Below are 18,361 nucleotides of genomic sequence, written 5' to 3'. Positions count from 1 at the left end.
CAACCATGTCACTCGGGTATGCAGTCGCCAACGAGCGATCTGCCAGACAATGGTTTATTGTGCGTAGGCCCGATGGGGGAATAACAGGGCCGGTCCACGCGTTGTCGCCGTTTGCGACAAGACGCGGGGAAAACTCCAATAACATCTTTAGTCACAGTGATCCGGGCCAGCTAAGCGCTTGATCAGGCATTGTTTGCCTTGAAATTTTGCTCGGCTCGAGATCCGCGCCGGCTGTCTGCAGCCGCCGTTCCTACAATGGAATTCGCATTGAACGACTCGACGTATACCGCCGCGCACAAATCGGTGTCGCGGCACGGTCCTATGCGGCTGGTGGGCCGGGTTTTTTATCCGGTCATCCTGCTTATGGCCCTATTGATCGGCGTGACCGTGCTGGCGCCCGAAGCGACAAAGAATGCCTTCGACGCGATTCTGAGCTGGATGGTGCATTACTTTGGCTGGTACTACATTTTCGTATGTGCCGGCTTCATCGGATTCAGTTTCTGGGTGGGTTGCAGTTCGTTCGGCAAACTCCGGCTGGGGCCGGATGATTCGCGGCCGGCGTTCTCGCGGCTGTCGTGGTACACGATGCTCTTCTCGGCCGGTATCGGTATCGGCGTCATCTTCTATGGCACGGCGGAACCGGTGGCGCATTACCACAACGCGCCGCGTCAGCTGACCTCCGAGACGGTCGAGGCGGCCCGGTATGCGGTCCATCTGGCCTGGATGGAATGGGGCGCGGCGCCTTTTGCCATCTATATCATCGTGGGCCTGGCGCTGGGTTTTGCCACCCATCGCCGCGGGCGCCCGCTGGCCATTCGCTGGGGGCTGGAGCCGCTGTTCGGTCGCTGGGTTCACGGCTGGGTGGGCGACCTTATCGATATCGTCGCCATCGTGAGCACCGTGTTCGGGTTGGCGACATCGCTCGGGCTCGGGGTCATTCAGATCAACGCCGGCCTGGACTATCTCAACCTGTTCGATGCCTCGCTCGATCTGCGGGTCACCATCATCGCGCTGATCAGTCTGGCTGCCGGGGTATCGGTTCTGTCCGGCTTGTCGCGCGGTATCAAGTGGCTATCCAATCTCAATATCGCGCTGGCGTCGATCCTGCTTCTGCTCGTGTTCTTTGCCGGCCCGACGGTGTTCATCCTCAAGGCCCTGACCTCGTCGTTCGGCTACTACTTCCAGAATATCCTCCAGTCCAGCTTCGAAACCGATTTCGCCACCGGCAGCGATCAGTGGCAGTCCTACTGGACGGTCTTTTTCATGGCGTGGTGGATTGCCTGGGGCCCGTTCGTCGGCACGTTCCTGGCGCGCATCTCGCGCGGGCGCACGGTGCGCGAGTTCACGCTCGGCGTGCTGATCATCCCCACGATCGGCATTTTCGTGTGGTTCGGCGTCATGGGCTGGGCCGCCCTGCATCGCGAGATGATGGGCGCAGGCGGGCTGGGTGATCTGCCGGCCCAGCTGGTGATATTCGAGTATCTCAGCGATCTGCCGTTGTCGTTCTTCAGCTCGCTGCTGGCCATCGTGCTGATCGTGACCTTCTTCATCACCTCGGCCGATTCCGGCGCGTTCGTGGTGTCGGTACTGTCGACAGGCGGGCTGGAACATCCGCCGGTGCTCACCCGCGCGTTCTGGGTGATCGTGCAGGGGCTGGTGAGTATTTCGCTGGCGCTCGCCGGCGGCCTTGTGGCGCTACAGACGGCCTCGCTGGTCGGCGGGCTGCCGTTTTCGGTGGTGATGATCCTGATGTGTGTTGCCGTGGTGAAGAGCATGCGCATGGAACTGGCCGCGCAGGAAACCGCCCGGCGGGCGATGCCCAACGCCGATGGGCAGATCGCGGATTAGGCGACGGCGCCTGGCTCATTCGCACGGCGTGGCGCTGATTGCGCGCCACGCTGCGTCGACGAAGACATCGGCATGGGCAACCGGCTTGCCCTGTACGCGATCCGCCAGCCAGGCGCGACAATAATTCTCGCTGGGGCCGACGAGTAGCGATGCAAACGTCTCCGGCGGCAGCGATCGAATGCTGCCGGACTTTATGCCGGCCTTGAGTACCGCCAGCAGCAATCCGATACGTTGCCGGTTCTTTTCCTTGAGCGCGGCCGCGTTCTCGCCGCGGGCCACCTCGCTGCGCGCGGCATACATGAAGCGCGCCTCGACCGGGTGATGGGTCACCCAGTCGAGATAGCCGTGAATCAGCGCGTGCAGGGTTTCATACGGCGTGGTCGCTGCATCGATTGCGGTGCGGGACCAGGCCAGCTGATCGTCCAGCAGCTGCAGAAAAAGCGCGGCGATCAAGCCTTCTCGATTACCGAAATGGTGGTAAAGCGAGCCAATGCTGCTGTTCGCCTGGCGACGTATTTGCTCGATGGTCATGCCGGTCAGGCCGTGCTCGTCGAAACAGGCAAGCGCGCTGACCAGCAGCTTGTCGCGGCTGGAGCGCGATGCGGGCGCGTCGGTGTTCGCCGTCGTGGTTGCTTCAGTCATATTAGAATAATATTCTAGAATTAATTTCTAGCTGTTGCACTGTGCGCAGCGCTCACTCGAAGGTGCAACAGGCCATGTCCAAGGCATCCAAAATACTCAAGATGTGGCGTCGGCTGGAACGCCGGCCCGGCGGTCGCTGGCTATTCAGCCGCGCCGTGAGCTGGCAGGCCCCTTATTTCTCCACGATTCGCCCGACGGTTCGGGTGCTCGAACCGGGCAGCTGCGAGGTCGGGATGGATAAACGCCGGGCGGTGACCAATCATATCGGCTCGGTGCACGCCATCGCGATGTGCAACCTGGTCGAGCTGGCGGGTGGCTTGATGACGGACGCGACCGTAATGCCCGACTATCGCTGGATTCCCAAGGGCATGACGGTCGAATACCGGGCGATCGCAAAGACCGATCTCATTGCCCATGCCCGACCGCGCGATCCCGACGCGCCGCTGACGGCCAATGCCGACTATCCGGTGGTCGTCGACGTGCGCGACAGCGCCAGCCAGATCGTTCTGCACGCCGAGATCACGATGTGGCTTACGAGGCCGAAGTCGGGTTAGCACGTCAGGCAGTCGTATTGCGGTGTGTTGCGCGGTCACCAGGCAACGGTTCACAAGGGAGGCGTCATGAAACCGGGCACGCTGCGGCGAGCAATGAATATCTGGCCGCCGTTTCTATTCAGCGGTATTCGCGTCAATCGCATTTCCGGCGACTGGCGCCATGCCGAGGTGCAGCTCAAGCTGCATCGCTGGAACGCCAACTATTTCGGCACCCAGTTCGGCGGGCACCTGTTCAAGATGTGCGATCCATTCTGGGCGATCCTGGCAGCCGAACGTCTCGGCAAGGGCTATTACGTATGGGACGCAGCCGGTGCGATCGAGTTCGTGTCGCCGGGCCGCGAGACCGTCCATGCCGTATTCGATTTCGACGATACGGCACGCGATGAAATCGTTGCCGCCACCGCCGACGGTGGCAAACACCTGCGGTGGTTCGAAAACGAGATCAGAACAGCCGACGGCACGCTCGTGGCGCGTGCCCGCAAACAGCTTTACGTACGCCGCAAGGACAAGGGGCGCACGGGCCCTGGATGAGGTCGTTCGCCCCGCAGGCTCAGCCGGCGAACACGATCCGCCAGACGCTCATACGGACCCGATCGGAAGCGGCCGGGTCCGCGGCTTGCGCGGCGTCTGCCGTGCCCAGGCCCGCCAGATCGGCGGCCAGCAGTCGGCCGAAGCGGCGCAGGCGATGACGCGCCATGAACGACAGCACGGCGATCGCGCCGAAGATGAGTCCGCTGGCCGGCTCGCCGTGCAGCATGGCGACGCTCAGGCCCAGGCAGATGACACCGTTGAGCACGAGCACGCTGTCGTATTCACGGATATTGACCAGTCGTTTCTGTAGCAGGGACCGGGCGTCGGTCATGTTCATTGCTTGATCTCTCGCGCAGGGTTTTTACGGCACGCCCGAGTATCGGCCCGCAGAGCGCCGGATGAAGTGTTTCAGGTCAAATATCTTGGTTTTTTTTTCGCTGCCGACGATATCTGTTGCGCAGGCGCCTGTTTTTTTAGCGAAACGCGCCGTGCCGGCCGGCGAGAGACAGAGAATGCGTCATCTCGTCGCGTTGCATCGTCAAGGCAATTAAGAACAGGCGGCCGACCCGCGTTACGGAACAACGCGCTGCGGGCCGGCGCCTGCCGGAGGAGATCGAATAAGAGCCTATAGTTCCACCCGGACCCCGCCCCAGATACCGCGCGGCGCGCCGGGGCCGATGAAGCGGGTGGCGTCGTCGTAGCGATCGCCTTCGAGCACTTCGTCGGCTTCGCCGTAGAGGCCGAAGGTTTCGTAGTCGGAATCAAGCAGATTATTCACCCGGATGAACGTCGTGATGCGGTCCGTGATCTTGAACGCGGCATTGGCGTTGACGATGGCATAGCCGTCGATCTTTTCATCGTCGGTGTTGGATTCGTCGCCGCGATAGATCTGGTCGCCGTTGCCGACCACATCCATGCCCAGCCGCAGCCGGTTCGTCGGCGCCCAGTCGATGCCGACATTGAACAGATGTTCCGGAATCAGCGGGATGCGATCGCCCGAGTTGACCTGCTGGGTCGGGTCTTCGCCGGGCGCTGCGTTTTCATCGGCCAGCGGATGGTTGGGCGAATTGGTGATGAATGAATCGCGGAACTCGGCGTTGAGATAGGTGTAGTTCGCCGACAGCCGCCAGCGCTCTGCGAAGGCCCAGTCCAGACCCAGCTCGACGCCCTGACGCCGGGTTTCGCCGACGTTGTCGAAATAGCCTTCGAAACGGGATTCGGCGGCGATGAAGAGGATGTCGTCCTGATTGTCCGAGCGGAACACGGCCGCATGCCAGCGCAGGTCGTCGTTGCCGCCGCGTAGACCCAGTTCGTAGGTTGTGGTCACCACCTGTTCGAGCGGCGGATCGTCCACGAAGCCGTTGGGCAGGCGACACGGCGCATCCGGGTTGGCGCAGGTCAGTTCGACCGGCGTGGGCGCACGCGACGACTGCGACACGCTGCCGAAGGTGGTGAGGCTGTCGTTGACTTGCCACGTCAGCCCGCCCGCCAGGTTCAGACGCTTGAATTCGTGATCGCCGGACAGGCTGGTGTCGTCGTCATCGTCGCCGCCGGCGAATTCCACGTCCGGAGAGGTGTCGTGCAGCGAGATCGAGGTGCGGTTGTAACGTCCGGCTAGCGTGCCTTCGAGCGTCTCGGTAATCGGCACCCGCTGCATGAAGAACAGGCTGGCGGTGCTGTTGTGCGCCGACACGCCGGTCAGCGATTCGCCGGATACGATGCCGCTGCCTACGGTGCCGCGTTCGTCGGTGAGGCTGGCCAGCTCCGTCTGCTGGGAGAAGTCGCTGCTGGCATAGTCGAGGCTGGTGCCCACGATCAGCTCGCCGCCGAGCACGCCGTTCTGGCGCCCCTGCAGATTCAGGCCAAAGCCGTTTTCCTTGGTCTGCGAGGTGTTTTCGGTGCCGCCGATCACGCTATCGCTGGCCGCCACCGGATTGCCGTCGGCATCGAAGACGATTTCCTCGTCGCCGCCGTCTTCGGCTTCTTCACAGAGCAGGCCGGCATTGCCGGCGTCTTCGCAGTCCTCGAACTCGGAGCCGTCGCCGTTGAACGTGTTGATTCCGTTGCGGCGGTAATAGGCGCCCCAGGCCAAGGTGAAATCCTCGCTGTAATCGCGCGTGCCGCGCAGGTTGAACATCACCATTTCCGGGCTGGTTTCATCGGGGTAGGTGAACACCGCGTCGCGACCTTCGGCGTCGGCGAGTTCGGCCGGGATGGCGCCGTTGCCACGCAGGCTGTTGTCGGCCGCAGTGATCGAGAAGTCCAGCGTGCCGTTGTCGGTAATCGTGGAGAACTGGGTGAACAGCTGGGCCACGTCGGAGTCGGAGAAATCGCGCCAGCCGTCTTCCGACATGCCCTGGGCGGCGAAATACCAGGCATCGGTACCGTTGTTGCCACCGGCCTGCACATGGCCGCCAAAGCGCCCGAAGTCGCCGCCGAACAGCTCGGCCTCGGCGCCCTGGTAGGTAAAGCCGGTCTTGGTCTTGAGCGACAACGCGCCGCCCAGCGTGTTTTGCCCGAACAGCGGATTGGAGCCGGGGATGAGATCGATGGATTCGATCGCCACCTGTGGTATCAGGTCCCAGTTCACCGTGTCGCCGAAGGGTTCGTTGATGCGCACGCCGTCCTGATAGATCGACAGGCCCTGCGGCAGTCCGAGCAGCGGCGAGGCGGTATAGCCGCGGTAATTCAGATCCGGCTGGAACGGGTTGTTGGTGGCGTCGTTAACGTGGACGCTGCCCAGTTCCTGCTGCATGTACTGGTTGAGATTAAGCGTTTCGGCCCGCTCGATGTCCTGGCTTTCGGCGTGTTGCACGTTGGCCGGATAGCGATCGGCATCCACCTCGCTGCCGGCAAAAGGCGTCGCGCCGATGATGTCGATGCCGCCCAGTTCGAGTGGCTGGGCGGTCGCGTTCTGTGTGCCCATGACGCATACCGCGCCCACCGTAAGGCCTAGTCCCCTGCGATAGTTCATCGCTCCCCCGCACCATTTTTATTATGTAGTGCTATCGAGTCTCGGCCGTGCGGATTGCGCTGCTCAATGGGGATTCTTCCCGATTTCGGGGGGATGCGACCTTTTGCCGAGGCCGTCTAGGCGAGCGGAATATCGGCCTGAATGCGGGTGCCGTGGCGACGTCGACTGTCGACCTGCAGATGTCCGCCGAGCAGGTCGATACGTTCGGCCATTCCGGACAGCCCTAGGCCGGGGCGGTAGGCGTCGGTATCGAAACCGCGCCCGTCGTCACGCACATCGACCTGCAAGCGATCGGTTCCCAGGGTCACCGAGATATCGATATGGGCAGGCCGGCCGTGACGCAGGGCGTTGGTGAGCGCTTCCTGAACCAGGCGGAAGACGTGGATCGCGATCGGGGTGGGGATATCCGCCAGGCGGTCGTTGCCCGAGTAGACGAACGACACATCGCGATGGCTGCGCTGACGGCCGGCGACGTGGTTTTCCAGGGCCGCGTCGAGGCCGAGCTCGTCGAGACCCGGCGGACGCAGGCGCTGCATCATCAATCGGGTCTGGTCGTAGATCTGCCCGGCAACCGCGGCAATGGCTTCGGCGGATTCGGCGACGCCGGGCGGCAGCTTTTTGCCGCGCGAGAGAATGCCGGCGGCGTCGGCCCGGATTGCGGTCAGGCTCTGGCCGAGTTCGTCGTGCAGTTCGCGCGCGATGTTGTGGCGTTCGTCTTCCTGAATACGCAGCGAATGTTCGCGCAGGCGCCGGTTTTCGCGCTGGGCGGCGTCGAGCGTGGCGGCCATGTGATTGAACTGGGCCGCGATACCGTCGAACTCCGGCAGCGAGAAACGGGGCAGGCGAATACCGTAGTCGCCGTGCTCGATACGCGCGAGCGCGGCGTCGATACGCCGTACCGGTACAAGGGCGCGCCCGAACAGACGATAGACCACCACGATGGTCGCCAGATAGAACACGATCAGAAGGGCGAGCAATCCGCGGGTGTCCTGCCAAGCTTCCGCGATTTCGTCGTCGGGGTCGGCGAGGATCACCATGCTGTAGTCGGGTGCGACCGCGAGCCGGCGTTCGGGCAGGGACTCGGGCCGGGTCAGGGCGGCAAACCAGGCCGGTGCGCCGGCCGACTCGGGGTTGGTGCAACCCCTGGGCGACGCCTCGCCACGCTCGATCAACGACAGGCATAGATGGCGCAGGTGGCCTATATCCGACAGCTGCCGGGCGGCGGCCAGGGCATCGTCGTCCCGGCGGATCGTGTTGTCGACCAGGTCGCCGGCCAGGGCGATGCTGGCCTGCATCTCTTCGGTCACCGCGCGCTGGGCGTTATGGATGACCAGCCAGGTCGCCGCGCCCAGAATGACGGCCAGCAGCAGCGTCACGGCAATCATCAGCCGTTGCCGCAGGCGCAGTCGCCGGCTGGCCTGTCGCGGCGCGGGGGATTGCCGACACGCCCTAGAGTCCGACGACACCGGTACGAATCGCCAGTCGGGTCAGCTCGGCGGTGCCGCCCACGCCCAGCTTCGCGCGTAGACGCGATGCATGGTTGGCGACGGTCTTGGGGCTGACGAACAGCTCCTCGGCGATATCGTTCACGCTCGAGCCCGAGGCCAGCAGGCGGAAAATCTCGAACTCGCGCGAAGACAGACAGGCCAGCGGCGACGTGCCGTCCTGTGCCGAGGCGACGATATCGTCAGCCAGGCCCGGGTCCAGATATTCGCGCCCGCAGGCCACCTGACGCACACCCTCGATCAATACGTCGGCCACCGCCCGTTTGCCGATATAGCCGGTCGCCCCCGCGGCCAGCGCACGGCGCACGAAAATGGCTTCTTCGTGTACCGAAAACACCAGCACCCGTGTACCCGGGTGACGGCTGCAGATACGTCGCGTGGTTTCGATGCCGCTCATGCCCGGCAACGACAGGTCCATGACGATCACGTCGAAGTTGTGCTCGCGGCACAGGGCATAGGCGCGTTCGCCGCTATCGGCCTCGCCGGCGACTTCGATATCGCCGGCCAGTTTGAGCAGGCGCGCATAGCCGGCGCGCACGACGGCATGATCGTCGACGAGTAGAACCCGGATCGGCTGCTTGGGCATGGCAAACTCCTGACGCATTCGAGTACGCGTTGGGCCCTACGATAGCGCAATCGAACAGCGGCCCGGGCGCGCCAACCCGGCGGCGGCAAAAGAAAACTTGATTATCCACGAGGCTCGGCACCGGCGTGAAGCCTTGAGCGCGCACGCTGCTGCCGAGACATCCAGGCACGAAGGGACTATCAGAAAATCTGCGTAATCCGAGAAATCGGCGGTTCCTCTTGAGGAACGCGGCCATTACACGGTCGATTACGCAACTGCATGGACATCGTGCGGCGCCTGCGCGCTGCCTCCAGCCCTATTGTCGCGTGCATTGGCGGGCCCACTGCCTGCTTGAGCGCAGCAGCGAAGCCGCATACAAGGATCAGTAAAGAGAAAGCCGGCTGCAAGGGGCGCAGCCGGCTTCGGGTACACGGCCGCCGAGGGGGCGCGACGGCCGTGTGCCGGGCTACAACGACACCGTCACGGTCTTGGTTTCGGTGTAGTTGTTGAGCACCTGGGCGCCCATTTCGCGGCCCCAGCCGGACTGCTTGTAACCGCCGAACGGCAGTGCCGCATCGAAGATGTTGTAGCAGTTCACCCACACCGTGCCGGCCCGCAGCTTGGCGGCCAGCTTGTGCGCGCGGCCGATATCCTGCGTCCATACGCCCGAGGCCAGCCCGAACACCGTGTCGTTGGCCCGGTTGACCAGATCGCGGTCGAAATCGGAGAACTTCGTCGCCGTGACCACCGGCCCGAAGATCTCTTCCTGCACCACCTTCATGTCGTCGGAGACATCGGTGAGCACGGTCGGCTTCACGAAATAGCCGTCGCCTTCGCCGCGTTCGCCGCCGGCGGCCGCTCTCGCGCCCTGGCTCTTGCCGGATTCGAGATAGCCGGTCACCCGGTCGAACTGGGTCCGCGATACCAGCGGGCCCATCTGGGTCTCCGGATCCAGGCCCGGGCCGAGCTTGATGTTGCGCGCGAACTCGGCCACGCCTTCCACCACCTGGTCGTACACTTTTTCATGCACGAACAGCCGCGAACCGGCGGCACAGCACTGGCCGTGGTTGAAGAAGATCGCGTTGGCCGCGCCCGGAATGGCTTTGTCCAGGTCGGCATCGTCGAGCACGATATTCGGCGATTTGCCGCCCAGCTCCAGCGACACTTTCTTGAGGTTGCCCTTGGCGGCATCGACGATCAGCCGGCCCACTTCGGTCGAGCCGGTAAAGGCGATCTTGTCGACCATGGGGTGCGCCGCGATCGGCGCGCCGGCCTCTTCGCCGAAGCCGGTGATGATATTGACCACGCCATCCGGCACGCCGGCTTCCTGCATGATCTCGGCGAGCTTGAGCCCGGACAGCGGCGTTTCCTCGGCAAGCTTCATGACGATGGTATTGCCGGTGGCCAGCGCCGGCGCGAGCTTCCAGGCGGCCATCAGCAGCGGGAAGTTCCAGGGGATGATCTGGCCGCATACGCCCACCGGTTCGCGCCGGGTATAGGCATGCCATTCGGCACCCGGTGCATAGGGCACGCTCGGGGTGATCATTTCGCCGTTGAGCTTGGTCGCCCAGCCGGCCATGTAGCGAAACATCTCCGCGGCCAGCGGCACGTCGGCGGCCCGGGCGATGGAAATCGGTTTGCCGTTGTCCAGCGACTCGAGCTGGGCCAGCTCTTCCTGATATTCCATGATCAGATCGCCGATCTTCCAGACGATCTGCTGGCGTTCGGCGGGGGCCATCTTCGTCCACGGGCCATCGTCGAAGGCACGGCGCGCGGCTTTCACCGCCTTGTCGACATCCACCCTGGTGGCCGACTGTGCCTGGGCGATGACCTGGTCGTTGGACGGGTTGTAGACGTCGAACGTCTCGCCCGATTCACAGGCCACCCATTGGCCGTCGATCAGCATCTTGCGCGGGCTGTCGATGAATTGCTGGACGCTCGGTTCGAGCGATACTTCGGAAGCAGCTACTGCACACATATCGATTCTCTCCTCCATTGGTTTTATCGCGCCGGCAATCGCGTTGCGGGCCTCGGTTTTTACGTATTCGTCGTAGGTACGGCGAAACCGCAGATCCAAACCGCAAGATTCAGGCCATACGCCAGACGCATGAAAATCAGCGGGTTGCGCAAGCCGCCGGCCGCGCGGTGAGGGCTCGGCTGTCACGTTTTCGATACAGCGGCGTTGCAGCCTGCGCCACGGCTGATACACCCGCTTGTCTGCGCTTTTCGAACCTGCTAGAACCAAGACAGACCCGCGTCACAAGCGGGCGACATAAATGCAAAGACCCGTGCAAAGCGCGGGCTCGTGCGAGGAGCAGCGATGGTCGATCTGGCGGCGCATCCTTCGACGGCGACAGTCCACGGCGACTCGGCCGATCTGGTGGCGGGTTCGTGGAACCGCTGCATTCGCGATTACGGGCTCGACCCGGCGCGTATCGAGCTGGACGTGGTGTCGCGCAGCCAGCTCAGCGCGCATCGCGACGAGCTGGCCGAGGTCGTCTGTCTCGCCCGCGACGAAATGGACAACCTGGCCGCTCAGATCGCCGGCGCCGGCTATGCGCTGATGATTACCGACGCCCACGGCGTGATCCTCTACAACCGGGTGGAAGCCAGCCTGCGCGAGAATTTCCGGGCCGCCGGGCTATGGGACGGCGCCAACTGGAGCGAGTGGCGCCAGGGCACCAACGGTATCGGCACCTGCATCGTCGAGCAGCGGCCGGTGGTCATCCACTGTGCTGATCATTTCGCCGTACGCCATACCGGCCTGAGTTGTTCGGCCGCGCCCATTCGCAACGCGGCCGGCGAACTGCTCGCCGTGCTCGATGCTTCGTCGGTGCAGTGCGAGGGCACGCGTGCCGGACAGATGCATACCGTGGCGCTGGTGAGCATGTCGGCACGGCTGATCGAAAAAAACCTGTTCCTGAACGCGCACCGCGATTCGCGGGTGCTGCGCTTTCATGGCCGGCCCGAGTTCGTGGGCCTGATCCACGATGGCCTGCTCGCCATCGACGACGATGATCGGATCGTGGCGGCCGACGACAATGCCGCCCTTCAGCTGGGCGCGGACGGGCGCCAGGCGCTGATCGGCGAGTCGGTCGAGCAGGTCTTCGATATTGCGGGTGCCGCGCTGGATGCTGCCACCCGTAACGCGGGTGAGACGGTCTGGCCATTGCACGAGCGCGCACGCGGGCGTCGTTATTTCGCACGATTGAGCGCGCCGGAAGGGCGTCGTGCCGTGCCGCGTGGCCTGTACATACCGGCGCGCGCCGCCGATCGTCGGCCGGGCCTGGATGAGCTGGCCGGCGCCGATCCGGTCATGGCCGAAAACGTGCGCTGTGCCAGGCGCGTGGTCGACCGACGCATCGCCATCATGCTGCGCGGCGAGACGGGCACCGGCAAGGAGGTGTTCGCCCGGGCCATCCACGAGGCTAGCACGCGCGCGACGGCACCGTTCGTGGCCGTGAACTGTGCCGCCATCCCGGAAACGCTCATCGAGGCCGAACTGTTCGGCTACAAGCCGGGCGCGTTCACCGGCGCCAGCCGCGAGGGCATGCGCGGCAAGCTGCTGCAGTCGTCCGGCGGCACGCTGTTTCTCGACGAAATCGGTGATATGCCGCTGGCGCTGCAAACACGGCTGCTGCGCGTGCTGGAAGAACGCGAGGTGGTGCCGCTGGGCGGCGATACGCCGATCGCGCTCGATCTCAACGTGGTCTGTGCGACCCATGCCGATCTGGGCGAACGCGTGGCCGCTGGCGACTTCCGGGCCGATCTCTACTACCGGCTCGACGGCATCACGCTCACGCTTGCGTCGGTACGCCAGCGCGCCGACCGCGAGGCCCTGCTGCGTTCGGTGATCGCCGCGGAGCAGGACGGCAGCACCGCCATTCGCCTCGCCGAGGATGCGATGGCTGCACTGCTGCGCTACGACTGGCCCGGCAATATCCGCCAGATGCGCAACGTCGTGCGTACCGCGCTCGCGCTATGCGAAGACGGGCTCGTACGCCTGTCCGACCTGCCGGATGAGCTGGTCGAACACGCGCAACGCGGTGATGTGCTGGCGCGTGCTGCCCAAGCGGATGTAGCCGAGCCGGCCAACCCGTTGGCCAATGCCGAACGCGATGCCCTGATCGGTACGCTGGAAGCCAGCGGCTGGAACGTCACCCGCGCAGCGCTGCAGCTGCAGACAAGCCGCAACACCCTCTATCGCAAGATGAAGAAGCACGGCATCGAGCCCTCGCAGAATCGCTGATCGGCGTCTGGGGCAGAGCCCGATAGCCCCGAACGCAGCTGGCATGACTCCTGCCTGATTGAGCGACCGAACCGGTCTTCGCAGGATGAAATCATGCATGTACGCGTACTCGGATCGGCCGCCGGCGGCGGCTTTCCGCAGTGGAATACCAATGTCGGGCTCAACCGCAAGCTGCACGAGGGCACCACCCGTGCCCAGGCCCGCACCCAGTCGTCGATTGCCGTCAGCGCGGACGGCAAGCACTGGCTGCTGGTCAACGCCTCGCCCGACGTGCGCCAGCAGATTCTCGACTTCGAAGCACTTCGCCCGGCGCCGGAAACACGCGGGACCGGCATCGGCGCCGTGCTGCTCATGGACAGCCAGATCGATCACGCCACCGGGCTGATCATCCTGCGCGAGGGCGACACGCTGCCGGTGTGGTCGACGCGTCCCGTCTACGAGGATCTCACCACCGGCCTGCCGCTGTTCAACGTGCTCTCGCACTACTGCGGCGTGGACTGGCACGAGATCGATACCGAGGCCGATCAATTCGCGATCGACGGCGTGCCGGGGCTGTCGTTTCGTGCGGTCGAGCTGTCCTCGGCCGCGCCGCCGTATTCGCCGCACCGGGGCGACCCGCACTCCGGCGACAACATCGGCCTGGTCGTCACCGACGACGCCACCGGCGGCACGCTGTTCTATGCGCCGGGGCTCGGCGCGCCGGACGACACCATCGCTGCCGTGGCAAGGCAATCGGATTGTCTGCTCGTGGACGGCACCTTCTTCACCGAAACTGAGATGATCGACCAGGGCGTGGGCGTGAAGCCCGCCGCGGCAATGGGCCATCTGCCGCAGTCGGGTGAAAACGGCATGCTGGCCTGGCTGGCGAACTTTCCCGACAAGCGCCGGGTGCTCATCCATATCAACAACACCAACCCCATCCTCGACCCGGACTCGCCCGAGCGTGCCACGGTCGAAAACGCCGGGGTGGAAGTCGCCTATGACGGCATGGAAATAAAGCTATGAGCGTTGCCAACGACGGACAAAAGCCCTGGTCGCGTGACGAATTCGAAGCCCGCCTGCGAGCGATGGGCGCGCGCTATCACATCCATCATCCCTATCACCGGATGATGCACGAAGGCCGCTGCACGCCGGATCAGATCCGCGGCTGGGTGCTCAACCGCTACTACTATCAGGTCTGTATCCCCATCAAGGATGCCAACGTGCTCGCCAACTGTCCGGACCCGGCCGCACGCCAGCTCTGGGTCCAGCGCATCCTCGACCACGACGGCGCGCCGGGCGAAACCGGCGGCATCGAAGCCTGGCTGATGCTGGCCGAAGCCACCGGCCTGGATCGCGGCCGTGTCGCCAACCTCACCGACTTGCTGCCCGGCGTGCGTTTCGCCGTCGATGCCTATGTGAACTTCGCCCGGCGTGCGACCTGGCAGGAAGCCGCCTGCTCGTCGCTCACCGAGCTGTTCGCCCCGGAAATCCATCAGCAGCGCCTGACCGGCTGGCCCGATCACTATCCCTGGATCGACGACACCGGGCTGAGCTATTTCCGCAAGCGCCTGTCGGAAGCACGGCGCGATGTCGAACACGGCCTGCGGGTCACGCTCGACCATTTCACCACCCGCGCCGAGCAGGAACACGCGCTATCGATTCTGCAGTTCAAGCTCGACGTGCTCTGGAGCATGCTCGATGCGATGTGGATGGCGTATGTCGAAGACCGGCCGCCGTATTACAGCTGCCCGGAGCCGCAGACATGAGCGCCGACCGCCCCATCTCCGATAGCGCCGTGCCACAGATCACCCGTGGCCACCGCCTGCAGTTCGAACCGGCCCAGGACTGCCACGTCCTGCTCTACCCGGAAGGCATGATCACCCTCAACGACAGCGCCGCCGAAATCCTGCAGCGCTGCGATGGCCAGCGGTCCGTGCAGGCGATCTGCACCGATCTCTCGGCGGCGTTCGACGGGGCAGAGGTTACGGCGGATGTGCATGATTTCTTGAAGCTTGCCGCCTCGCACGGCTGGGTCATATTGGCTTGAGCCGAGTGCGATAGCTTGGGCAGCGCAGTCTGGCTATTACGAAGACGACGCTGCGCGCCTGGGACTTCCCCCCCCCGGGGTTGTGGGCCCGACGTTCGTTGCCGTCTCGACGCCATTTTGCGACTGTGTCGGAGGCAGTTGATGTAGGGCCGACAAACCAACGTTTATCGCGCTTACCTGTGTGGAATAGAACGACGGGGTTTGACCGAGTTCCCGGTTTTCTTCAAGCGGATAATCAAGCATTCCGGAATTGGTCGGCTTTGCTATATTGTGTTAATAAATCACACAGCGGTATCATTGCATGGGCAGGACGACCAGTATCACCATCGGTTCTCAAATGGACGAGTTCGTGGGCAAATTGGTTGCCTCGGGCCGCTATGGCTCAACCAGCGAAGTCGTACGCTCCGCATTACGGTTGCTCGAACGCCAGGAACAGGCGACCGCCGCACTCCGGGCGGCTGTAGAAGCCGGAGAACGCAGCGGCGAGAGCGACGAATCGCTACGAGATATCGCCGTCCGGGTGAAGCATCGCCACGATGTATAGGCTGTCGACCCTTGCGGCTGAAGACTTTGCAACGATCTACGAATACACCCTGCTGAACTTCGGCGTCGATCAGGCCGATGCCTATACCCGGCATCTGGATCAGATCATGCGGCTGCTGGCTGAAACGCCTGATATGGGGCGCGAGTGTCCCGATATCGCCGAGGGGCTTCTTCGTCACGATCACCGTCACCACGTTATTTTCTATCGTGCCCGTGCGCACGACATATTCGTTATCCGCGTGCTTCATCAGCGCATGGAGCCATTGCGGCATTTCGATGATCTGGATATCGACTGATCGGGAAAACCCTACTCGGCGCGTTCGGCGGCAGCGGTTTGATTCGCGCCTAGCAGTTTACGGCCCCTCGCGTGCCAGCCGTGACCCGTGCAGCCGCTTGGAATTCTTCGGATTGCGAAACACGATCGGCTGGGCGGTGGGCGCTTCGACAGGCTGTGCGTTCGCGCGCTCGACGGCGTCGGTCACGAGATGATGCTGGGGCGATTTCGCACACACCGGGTCGGTGGCATACATGTCGCCGGTGAGCATATAGGCCTGGCAGCGGCAGCCGCCGAAGTCCTTGGTTTTTTCCGAGCAGCTGCGACAGGGTTCCTTCATCCAGTCGTAGCCGCGGAAATGATTGAAGGCGGGGGATTCGCCCCAGATCCAGTCGATGTCGTGATCGACCACGTTCGGGAATTCCAGGCCGGGTAGCTGGCGCGCGGCATGGCAGGGCAGGGCCACGCCGTCCGGGGCGATGGTGAGGAAGATATCGCCCCAGCCGCTCATGCAGGCCTTGGGGCGATCTTCGTAATAATCGGGCACCACGAAATACAGCTTCATCGCGCCGCCACGCTCGCGGTATGCAGTCGTCACGCGTTCGGCGTGGGCGAGCTGTTCCCGGGTGGGCATGAGCGCGTCGCGGTTGTGCCAGGCCCAGCCGTAGTACTGGGTGTTGGCCAGTTCTACATAGTCGGCGTCGAGCGCTTCGGCCATGGCGATGATTTCTTCGATATCGTCGATGTTCTTTCGGTGCAGCACGATATTGAGCACCATCGGATAGCCGTGGCGTTTGATCGCCCGGGCCATGTCCTTTTTTTTCTCGAAGCTGTCGCTGCCGCCGAGAAAGTTGTTCAGCTCGGCGTTGCTGGCCTGAAAGCTGATCTGGATATGATCCAGCCCGGCTTCGGCGAGGCGTTCGACGCGGGCGTCGTCCATGCCGATGCCCGAGGTAATGAGGTTGCTGTAGTAGCCCAGCTGGCGGGCTTCGGCGACGATTTCCTCAAGATCCTTGCGTACCAGCGGTTCGCCGCCGGATAGCCCGAGCTGGGCGGCGCCCATCTGGCGCGCCTGGCGCAGCACCTTCTTCCAGTCCTCGGTCGAGATTTCATGCCCGATCTGCGCCATTTCGGTCGGATTACTGCAGTAGGGACACTGCAGCGGGCAGGCATAGGTGAGCTCGGCCAGCAGCCACAGCGGGCGGGCCGGTGTTTCGCCATCGTGGCGGCTAGGCAGCGTGGGGGGCGTCGCGCTCATGGGGGACTCGGTGCGCAAAAGAAAGGGGGCCGCGAAGCCCCCTTGCCGTACGCGATAACCGGTTAGCGGTTGTTCACGTACATCGTGATTTCGAAGCCCAGACGCAGGTCGTGGGCCTTCGGGGTCGTCCACTGTTTCATTCCGATCTCCTTGGTTTTATCGGTAACTGGCAACCGTGATCGATGCATCGACCATGCCAGCCACGAAGCGTGGGTTGGTCCGTCAAGCACTTGTGCCCCAAAGCCTTTTTCAACCGCCACGGCAGCGCGTCGGCGGTGGCCGATCGTTGGCCAGAATGGCCAGTATTGGCCACTCGGGATGGCCAATACTGGCCGCCACGCCGGCCATGCAGGGCGTGGTGCCTCGGGCATTTCGGGGATACGCCCGCGACGGCTAGACTCGCGCAATGATTCTGCGTCCTGCCGATTCGCTCAAGCGCCTGATCCAGCGCTATCAACTCGCGCTGCTGCTGGTATTGATGGCGGCCGCGGGTTTTGGCGCGCTATGGGCGAGCTTCTGGCAGGCGGGCTATCAGCGCTCGCTGCGCTCCAACGAGCTGCTGATCGAAGCCCAGGCGGTACGCGGCGACCTGTATCGTCAGATCAAGACGGTCGACGCCTATGCAAGCGAGGGGCCGAGCGACGACTACTGGCAACGGCTGTATCGCATCGACGAGCATTTCTACCGGATGCGCCAGGTCGCAGATACCCCGGCAGAACAGGCCAGCATCGCCCGTATGGAAGCCGCCTACGGCCTCATTCTTGCCGCCATGAATCGGGTGGTCACCACCCCGGACAGCGACGCGAACCAGTCCGCCTTCGATACCTGGCAGACCGGCGATTTCGAAAGCGCTTACAGCCGCCTTACGCAGCAGGTCGCAGCGCGCCGCGATGCCCTGGCCGAGCGCATGGGCTTGTGGAACCGCATGGCCCCATGGCTGGCCTGGCTGCCGCTGCTGTTCGGTATTGCGCTCGCGCTCTGGCTCAACCGCCGGTTCGTGCGTGAATTCCTGCGTCCGCTCGAACGGCTGGTGGCGGGCACCGGCGAAATTGCCCAGGGGCGGCTGGATTATCGGCTGCGTCCACAGGGGGTGGCCGAGGTTCGGCATCTGGCCGACACGCTCAATGCCATGGCGGCCGAGCTCGACCACAAGCGCCAGGCGCTGGTCGAGCGCGAGCGCGAAGCGGCGCTCGGCGCGCTCGTACCCGTTATCGCCCACAATATCCGCAACCCGCTGGCCGGTATTCGTGCCAACGCGCAGATGCTGGATCGCCAGGCCACGGCCGACGAGATCGAGGAAACCGGCGCCGACATCATGGACGCGGCCGACCGCCTGGAACGCTGGCTCGGCGCGCTACTGTCCTATCTGCATCCGCTCGATCTCGAGCC

General features: G+C 63.9%; 18 protein-coding genes. 10 read left to right on the top strand and 8 right to left on the bottom strand.

Features of this window, described 5'->3' with window-relative positions; genetic code table 11:
* Positions 1 to 267 precede the first annotated feature (267 nt).
* On the top strand, positions 268 to 1,848 hold the full coding sequence (locus C84B14_RS11465) for a BCCT family transporter (protein ID WP_353224208.1): 1,581 nt from the start codon (positions 268 to 270) through the stop codon (positions 1,846 to 1,848).
* Positions 1,849 to 1,863: 15 nt separating this feature from the next.
* On the opposite strand, the gene C84B14_RS11460 is transcribed toward C84B14_RS11465, so the two are convergent.
* On the bottom strand, positions 1,864 to 2,490 hold the full coding sequence (locus C84B14_RS11460; protein ID WP_353224207.1) for a TetR/AcrR family transcriptional regulator: 627 nt from the start codon (positions 2,488 to 2,490) through the stop codon (positions 1,864 to 1,866).
* Between the two features lie 74 nt (positions 2,491 to 2,564).
* Here C84B14_RS11460 and C84B14_RS11455 point away from each other — a divergent pair, with 74 nt between their 5' ends.
* Together C84B14_RS11455 and C84B14_RS11450 are read left to right on the top strand one after the other, a co-directional pair.
* Positions 2,565 to 3,044, top strand: coding sequence for a hotdog fold domain-containing protein (locus tag C84B14_RS11455; RefSeq protein ID WP_353224205.1), 480 nt, complete (start codon positions 2,565 to 2,567; stop codon positions 3,042 to 3,044).
* A 66-nt stretch (positions 3,045 to 3,110) separates the two neighbouring features.
* Positions 3,111 to 3,575, top strand: coding sequence for a DUF4442 domain-containing protein (locus C84B14_RS11450; protein WP_348765192.1), 465 nt, complete (start codon positions 3,111 to 3,113; stop codon positions 3,573 to 3,575).
* 19 nt (positions 3,576 to 3,594) lie between these two features.
* Here the strand turns inward: C84B14_RS11450 and C84B14_RS11445 are convergent, their stop codons facing one another.
* The 5 genes from C84B14_RS11445 to C84B14_RS11425 form a co-directional block, all read right to left on the bottom strand.
* A complete protein-coding gene (locus tag C84B14_RS11445) occupies positions 3,595 to 3,912 on the bottom strand; it encodes a hypothetical protein (RefSeq protein ID WP_353224203.1) in 318 nt (105 codons plus the stop codon).
* Positions 3,913 to 4,200: 288 nt separating this feature from the next.
* Positions 4,201 to 6,501: a TonB-dependent receptor gene (locus C84B14_RS11440; protein WP_353224201.1), complete on the bottom strand. Its 2,301-nt coding sequence runs from the start codon at positions 6,499 to 6,501 to the stop codon at positions 4,201 to 4,203.
* A gap of 164 nt (positions 6,502 to 6,665) precedes the next feature.
* Complete coding sequence (locus C84B14_RS11435; RefSeq protein WP_348765189.1) at positions 6,666 to 7,934, bottom strand: histidine kinase; 1,269 nt, start codon at positions 7,932 to 7,934, stop codon at positions 6,666 to 6,668.
* Between the two features lie 64 nt (positions 7,935 to 7,998).
* A complete protein-coding gene (locus C84B14_RS11430; protein ID WP_353224199.1) occupies positions 7,999 to 8,640 on the bottom strand; it encodes a response regulator in 642 nt (213 codons plus the stop codon).
* A gap of 445 nt (positions 8,641 to 9,085) precedes the next feature.
* The gene (locus C84B14_RS11425; protein ID WP_348765187.1) at positions 9,086 to 10,597 is read right to left on the bottom strand and encodes an aldehyde dehydrogenase family protein; all 1,512 of its coding nucleotides are present in this window, start codon (positions 10,595 to 10,597) and stop codon (positions 9,086 to 9,088) included.
* A gap of 342 nt (positions 10,598 to 10,939) precedes the next feature.
* Here C84B14_RS11425 and C84B14_RS11420 point away from each other — a divergent pair, with 342 nt between their 5' ends.
* From C84B14_RS11420 to C84B14_RS11395, 6 genes are all read left to right on the top strand, one after another.
* A complete protein-coding gene (locus C84B14_RS11420; protein WP_353224197.1) occupies positions 10,940 to 12,868 on the top strand; it encodes a sigma-54-dependent Fis family transcriptional regulator in 1,929 nt (642 codons plus the stop codon).
* Positions 12,869 to 12,961: 93 nt separating this feature from the next.
* On the top strand, positions 12,962 to 13,873 hold the full coding sequence (gene pqqB / locus C84B14_RS11415; protein WP_353224195.1) for a pyrroloquinoline quinone biosynthesis protein PqqB: 912 nt from the start codon (positions 12,962 to 12,964) through the stop codon (positions 13,871 to 13,873).
* Positions 13,870 to 14,616: a pyrroloquinoline-quinone synthase PqqC gene (pqqC, locus tag C84B14_RS11410; RefSeq protein WP_353224193.1), complete on the top strand. Its 747-nt coding sequence runs from the start codon at positions 13,870 to 13,872 to the stop codon at positions 14,614 to 14,616. The genes pqqB and pqqC overlap by 4 nt, the downstream gene beginning before the upstream one ends.
* Positions 14,613 to 14,897 (top strand): pyrroloquinoline quinone biosynthesis peptide chaperone PqqD, encoded by a 285-nt coding sequence (gene pqqD, locus C84B14_RS11405; protein ID WP_353224191.1) that lies wholly within the window; start codon positions 14,613 to 14,615, stop codon positions 14,895 to 14,897. Before pqqC ends, pqqD begins: the two co-directional genes overlap by 4 nt.
* A gap of 301 nt (positions 14,898 to 15,198) precedes the next feature.
* Positions 15,199 to 15,441: a type II toxin-antitoxin system ParD family antitoxin gene (locus C84B14_RS11400; protein WP_348765182.1), complete on the top strand. Its 243-nt coding sequence runs from the start codon at positions 15,199 to 15,201 to the stop codon at positions 15,439 to 15,441.
* Positions 15,434 to 15,736 (top strand): type II toxin-antitoxin system RelE/ParE family toxin, encoded by a 303-nt coding sequence (locus C84B14_RS11395; protein WP_348765181.1) that lies wholly within the window; start codon positions 15,434 to 15,436, stop codon positions 15,734 to 15,736. The genes C84B14_RS11400 and C84B14_RS11395 overlap by 8 nt, the downstream gene beginning before the upstream one ends.
* Before the next feature lie 57 nt (positions 15,737 to 15,793).
* Here the strand turns inward: C84B14_RS11395 and pqqE are convergent, their stop codons facing one another.
* Both pqqE and pqqA read right to left on the bottom strand, forming a co-directional pair.
* Entirely contained in the window at positions 15,794 to 16,972 is a 1,179-nt protein-coding gene (pqqE, locus tag C84B14_RS11390; RefSeq protein WP_353224189.1) for a pyrroloquinoline quinone biosynthesis protein PqqE, read from the bottom strand.
* A gap of 62 nt (positions 16,973 to 17,034) precedes the next feature.
* The gene (gene pqqA, locus C84B14_RS11385) at positions 17,035 to 17,112 is read right to left on the bottom strand and encodes a pyrroloquinoline quinone precursor peptide PqqA (protein ID WP_209059483.1); all 78 of its coding nucleotides are present in this window, start codon (positions 17,110 to 17,112) and stop codon (positions 17,035 to 17,037) included.
* Positions 17,113 to 17,378: 266 nt separating this feature from the next.
* Here pqqA and C84B14_RS11380 point away from each other — a divergent pair.
* On the top strand, positions 17,379 to 18,361 hold a 983-nt coding region (locus C84B14_RS11380; protein WP_353224187.1), incomplete at its 3' end, for a HAMP domain-containing protein.

It is taken from the genome of Salinisphaera sp. C84B14, from assembly GCF_040361435.1.
Classification (GTDB): Bacteria; Pseudomonadota; Gammaproteobacteria; order Nevskiales; family Salinisphaeraceae; genus Salinisphaera.
The sequence above is the reverse complement of the archived record's forward strand: the minus strand, read 5'-3'. Positions and strand labels throughout refer to the sequence as shown.

Excerpts from the sequence above, each read along its gene's own strand:
- C84B14_RS11440 (WP_353224201.1), bottom strand. The coding sequence starts at position 6,501 with ATGGGCACACAGAACGCGACCGCCCAGCCACTCGAACTGGGCGGCATC.
- C84B14_RS11445 (WP_353224203.1), bottom strand. The coding sequence starts at position 3,912 with ATGAACATGACCGACGCCCGGTCCCTGCTACAGAAACGACTGGTCAAT.
- pqqC (WP_353224193.1), top strand. The coding sequence starts at position 13,870 with ATGAGCGTTGCCAACGACGGACAAAAGCCCTGGTCGCGTGACGAATTC.
- C84B14_RS11460 (WP_353224207.1), bottom strand. The coding sequence starts at position 2,490 with ATGACTGAAGCAACCACGACGGCGAACACCGACGCGCCCGCATCGCGC.
- pqqE (WP_353224189.1), bottom strand. The coding sequence starts at position 16,972 with ATGAGCGCGACGCCCCCCACGCTGCCTAGCCGCCACGATGGCGAAACA.
- C84B14_RS11435 (WP_348765189.1), bottom strand. The coding sequence starts at position 7,934 with ATGATTGCCGTGACGCTGCTGCTGGCCGTCATTCTGGGCGCGGCGACC.
- pqqA (WP_209059483.1), bottom strand. The coding sequence starts at position 17,112 with ATGAAACAGTGGACGACCCCGAAGGCCCACGACCTGCGTCTGGGCTTC.
- C84B14_RS11425 (WP_348765187.1), bottom strand. The coding sequence starts at position 10,597 with ATGTGTGCAGTAGCTGCTTCCGAAGTATCGCTCGAACCGAGCGTCCAG.
- C84B14_RS11420 (WP_353224197.1), top strand. The coding sequence starts at position 10,940 with ATGGTCGATCTGGCGGCGCATCCTTCGACGGCGACAGTCCACGGCGAC.
- pqqD (WP_353224191.1), top strand. The coding sequence starts at position 14,613 with ATGAGCGCCGACCGCCCCATCTCCGATAGCGCCGTGCCACAGATCACC.
- C84B14_RS11400 (WP_348765182.1), top strand. The coding sequence starts at position 15,199 with ATGGGCAGGACGACCAGTATCACCATCGGTTCTCAAATGGACGAGTTC.
- C84B14_RS11455 (WP_353224205.1), top strand. The coding sequence starts at position 2,565 with ATGTCCAAGGCATCCAAAATACTCAAGATGTGGCGTCGGCTGGAACGC.
- C84B14_RS11430 (WP_353224199.1), bottom strand. The coding sequence starts at position 8,640 with ATGCCCAAGCAGCCGATCCGGGTTCTACTCGTCGACGATCATGCCGTC.
- pqqB (WP_353224195.1), top strand. The coding sequence starts at position 12,962 with ATGCATGTACGCGTACTCGGATCGGCCGCCGGCGGCGGCTTTCCGCAG.
- C84B14_RS11450 (WP_348765192.1), top strand. The coding sequence starts at position 3,111 with ATGAAACCGGGCACGCTGCGGCGAGCAATGAATATCTGGCCGCCGTTT.
- C84B14_RS11395 (WP_348765181.1), top strand. The coding sequence starts at position 15,434 with ATGTATAGGCTGTCGACCCTTGCGGCTGAAGACTTTGCAACGATCTAC.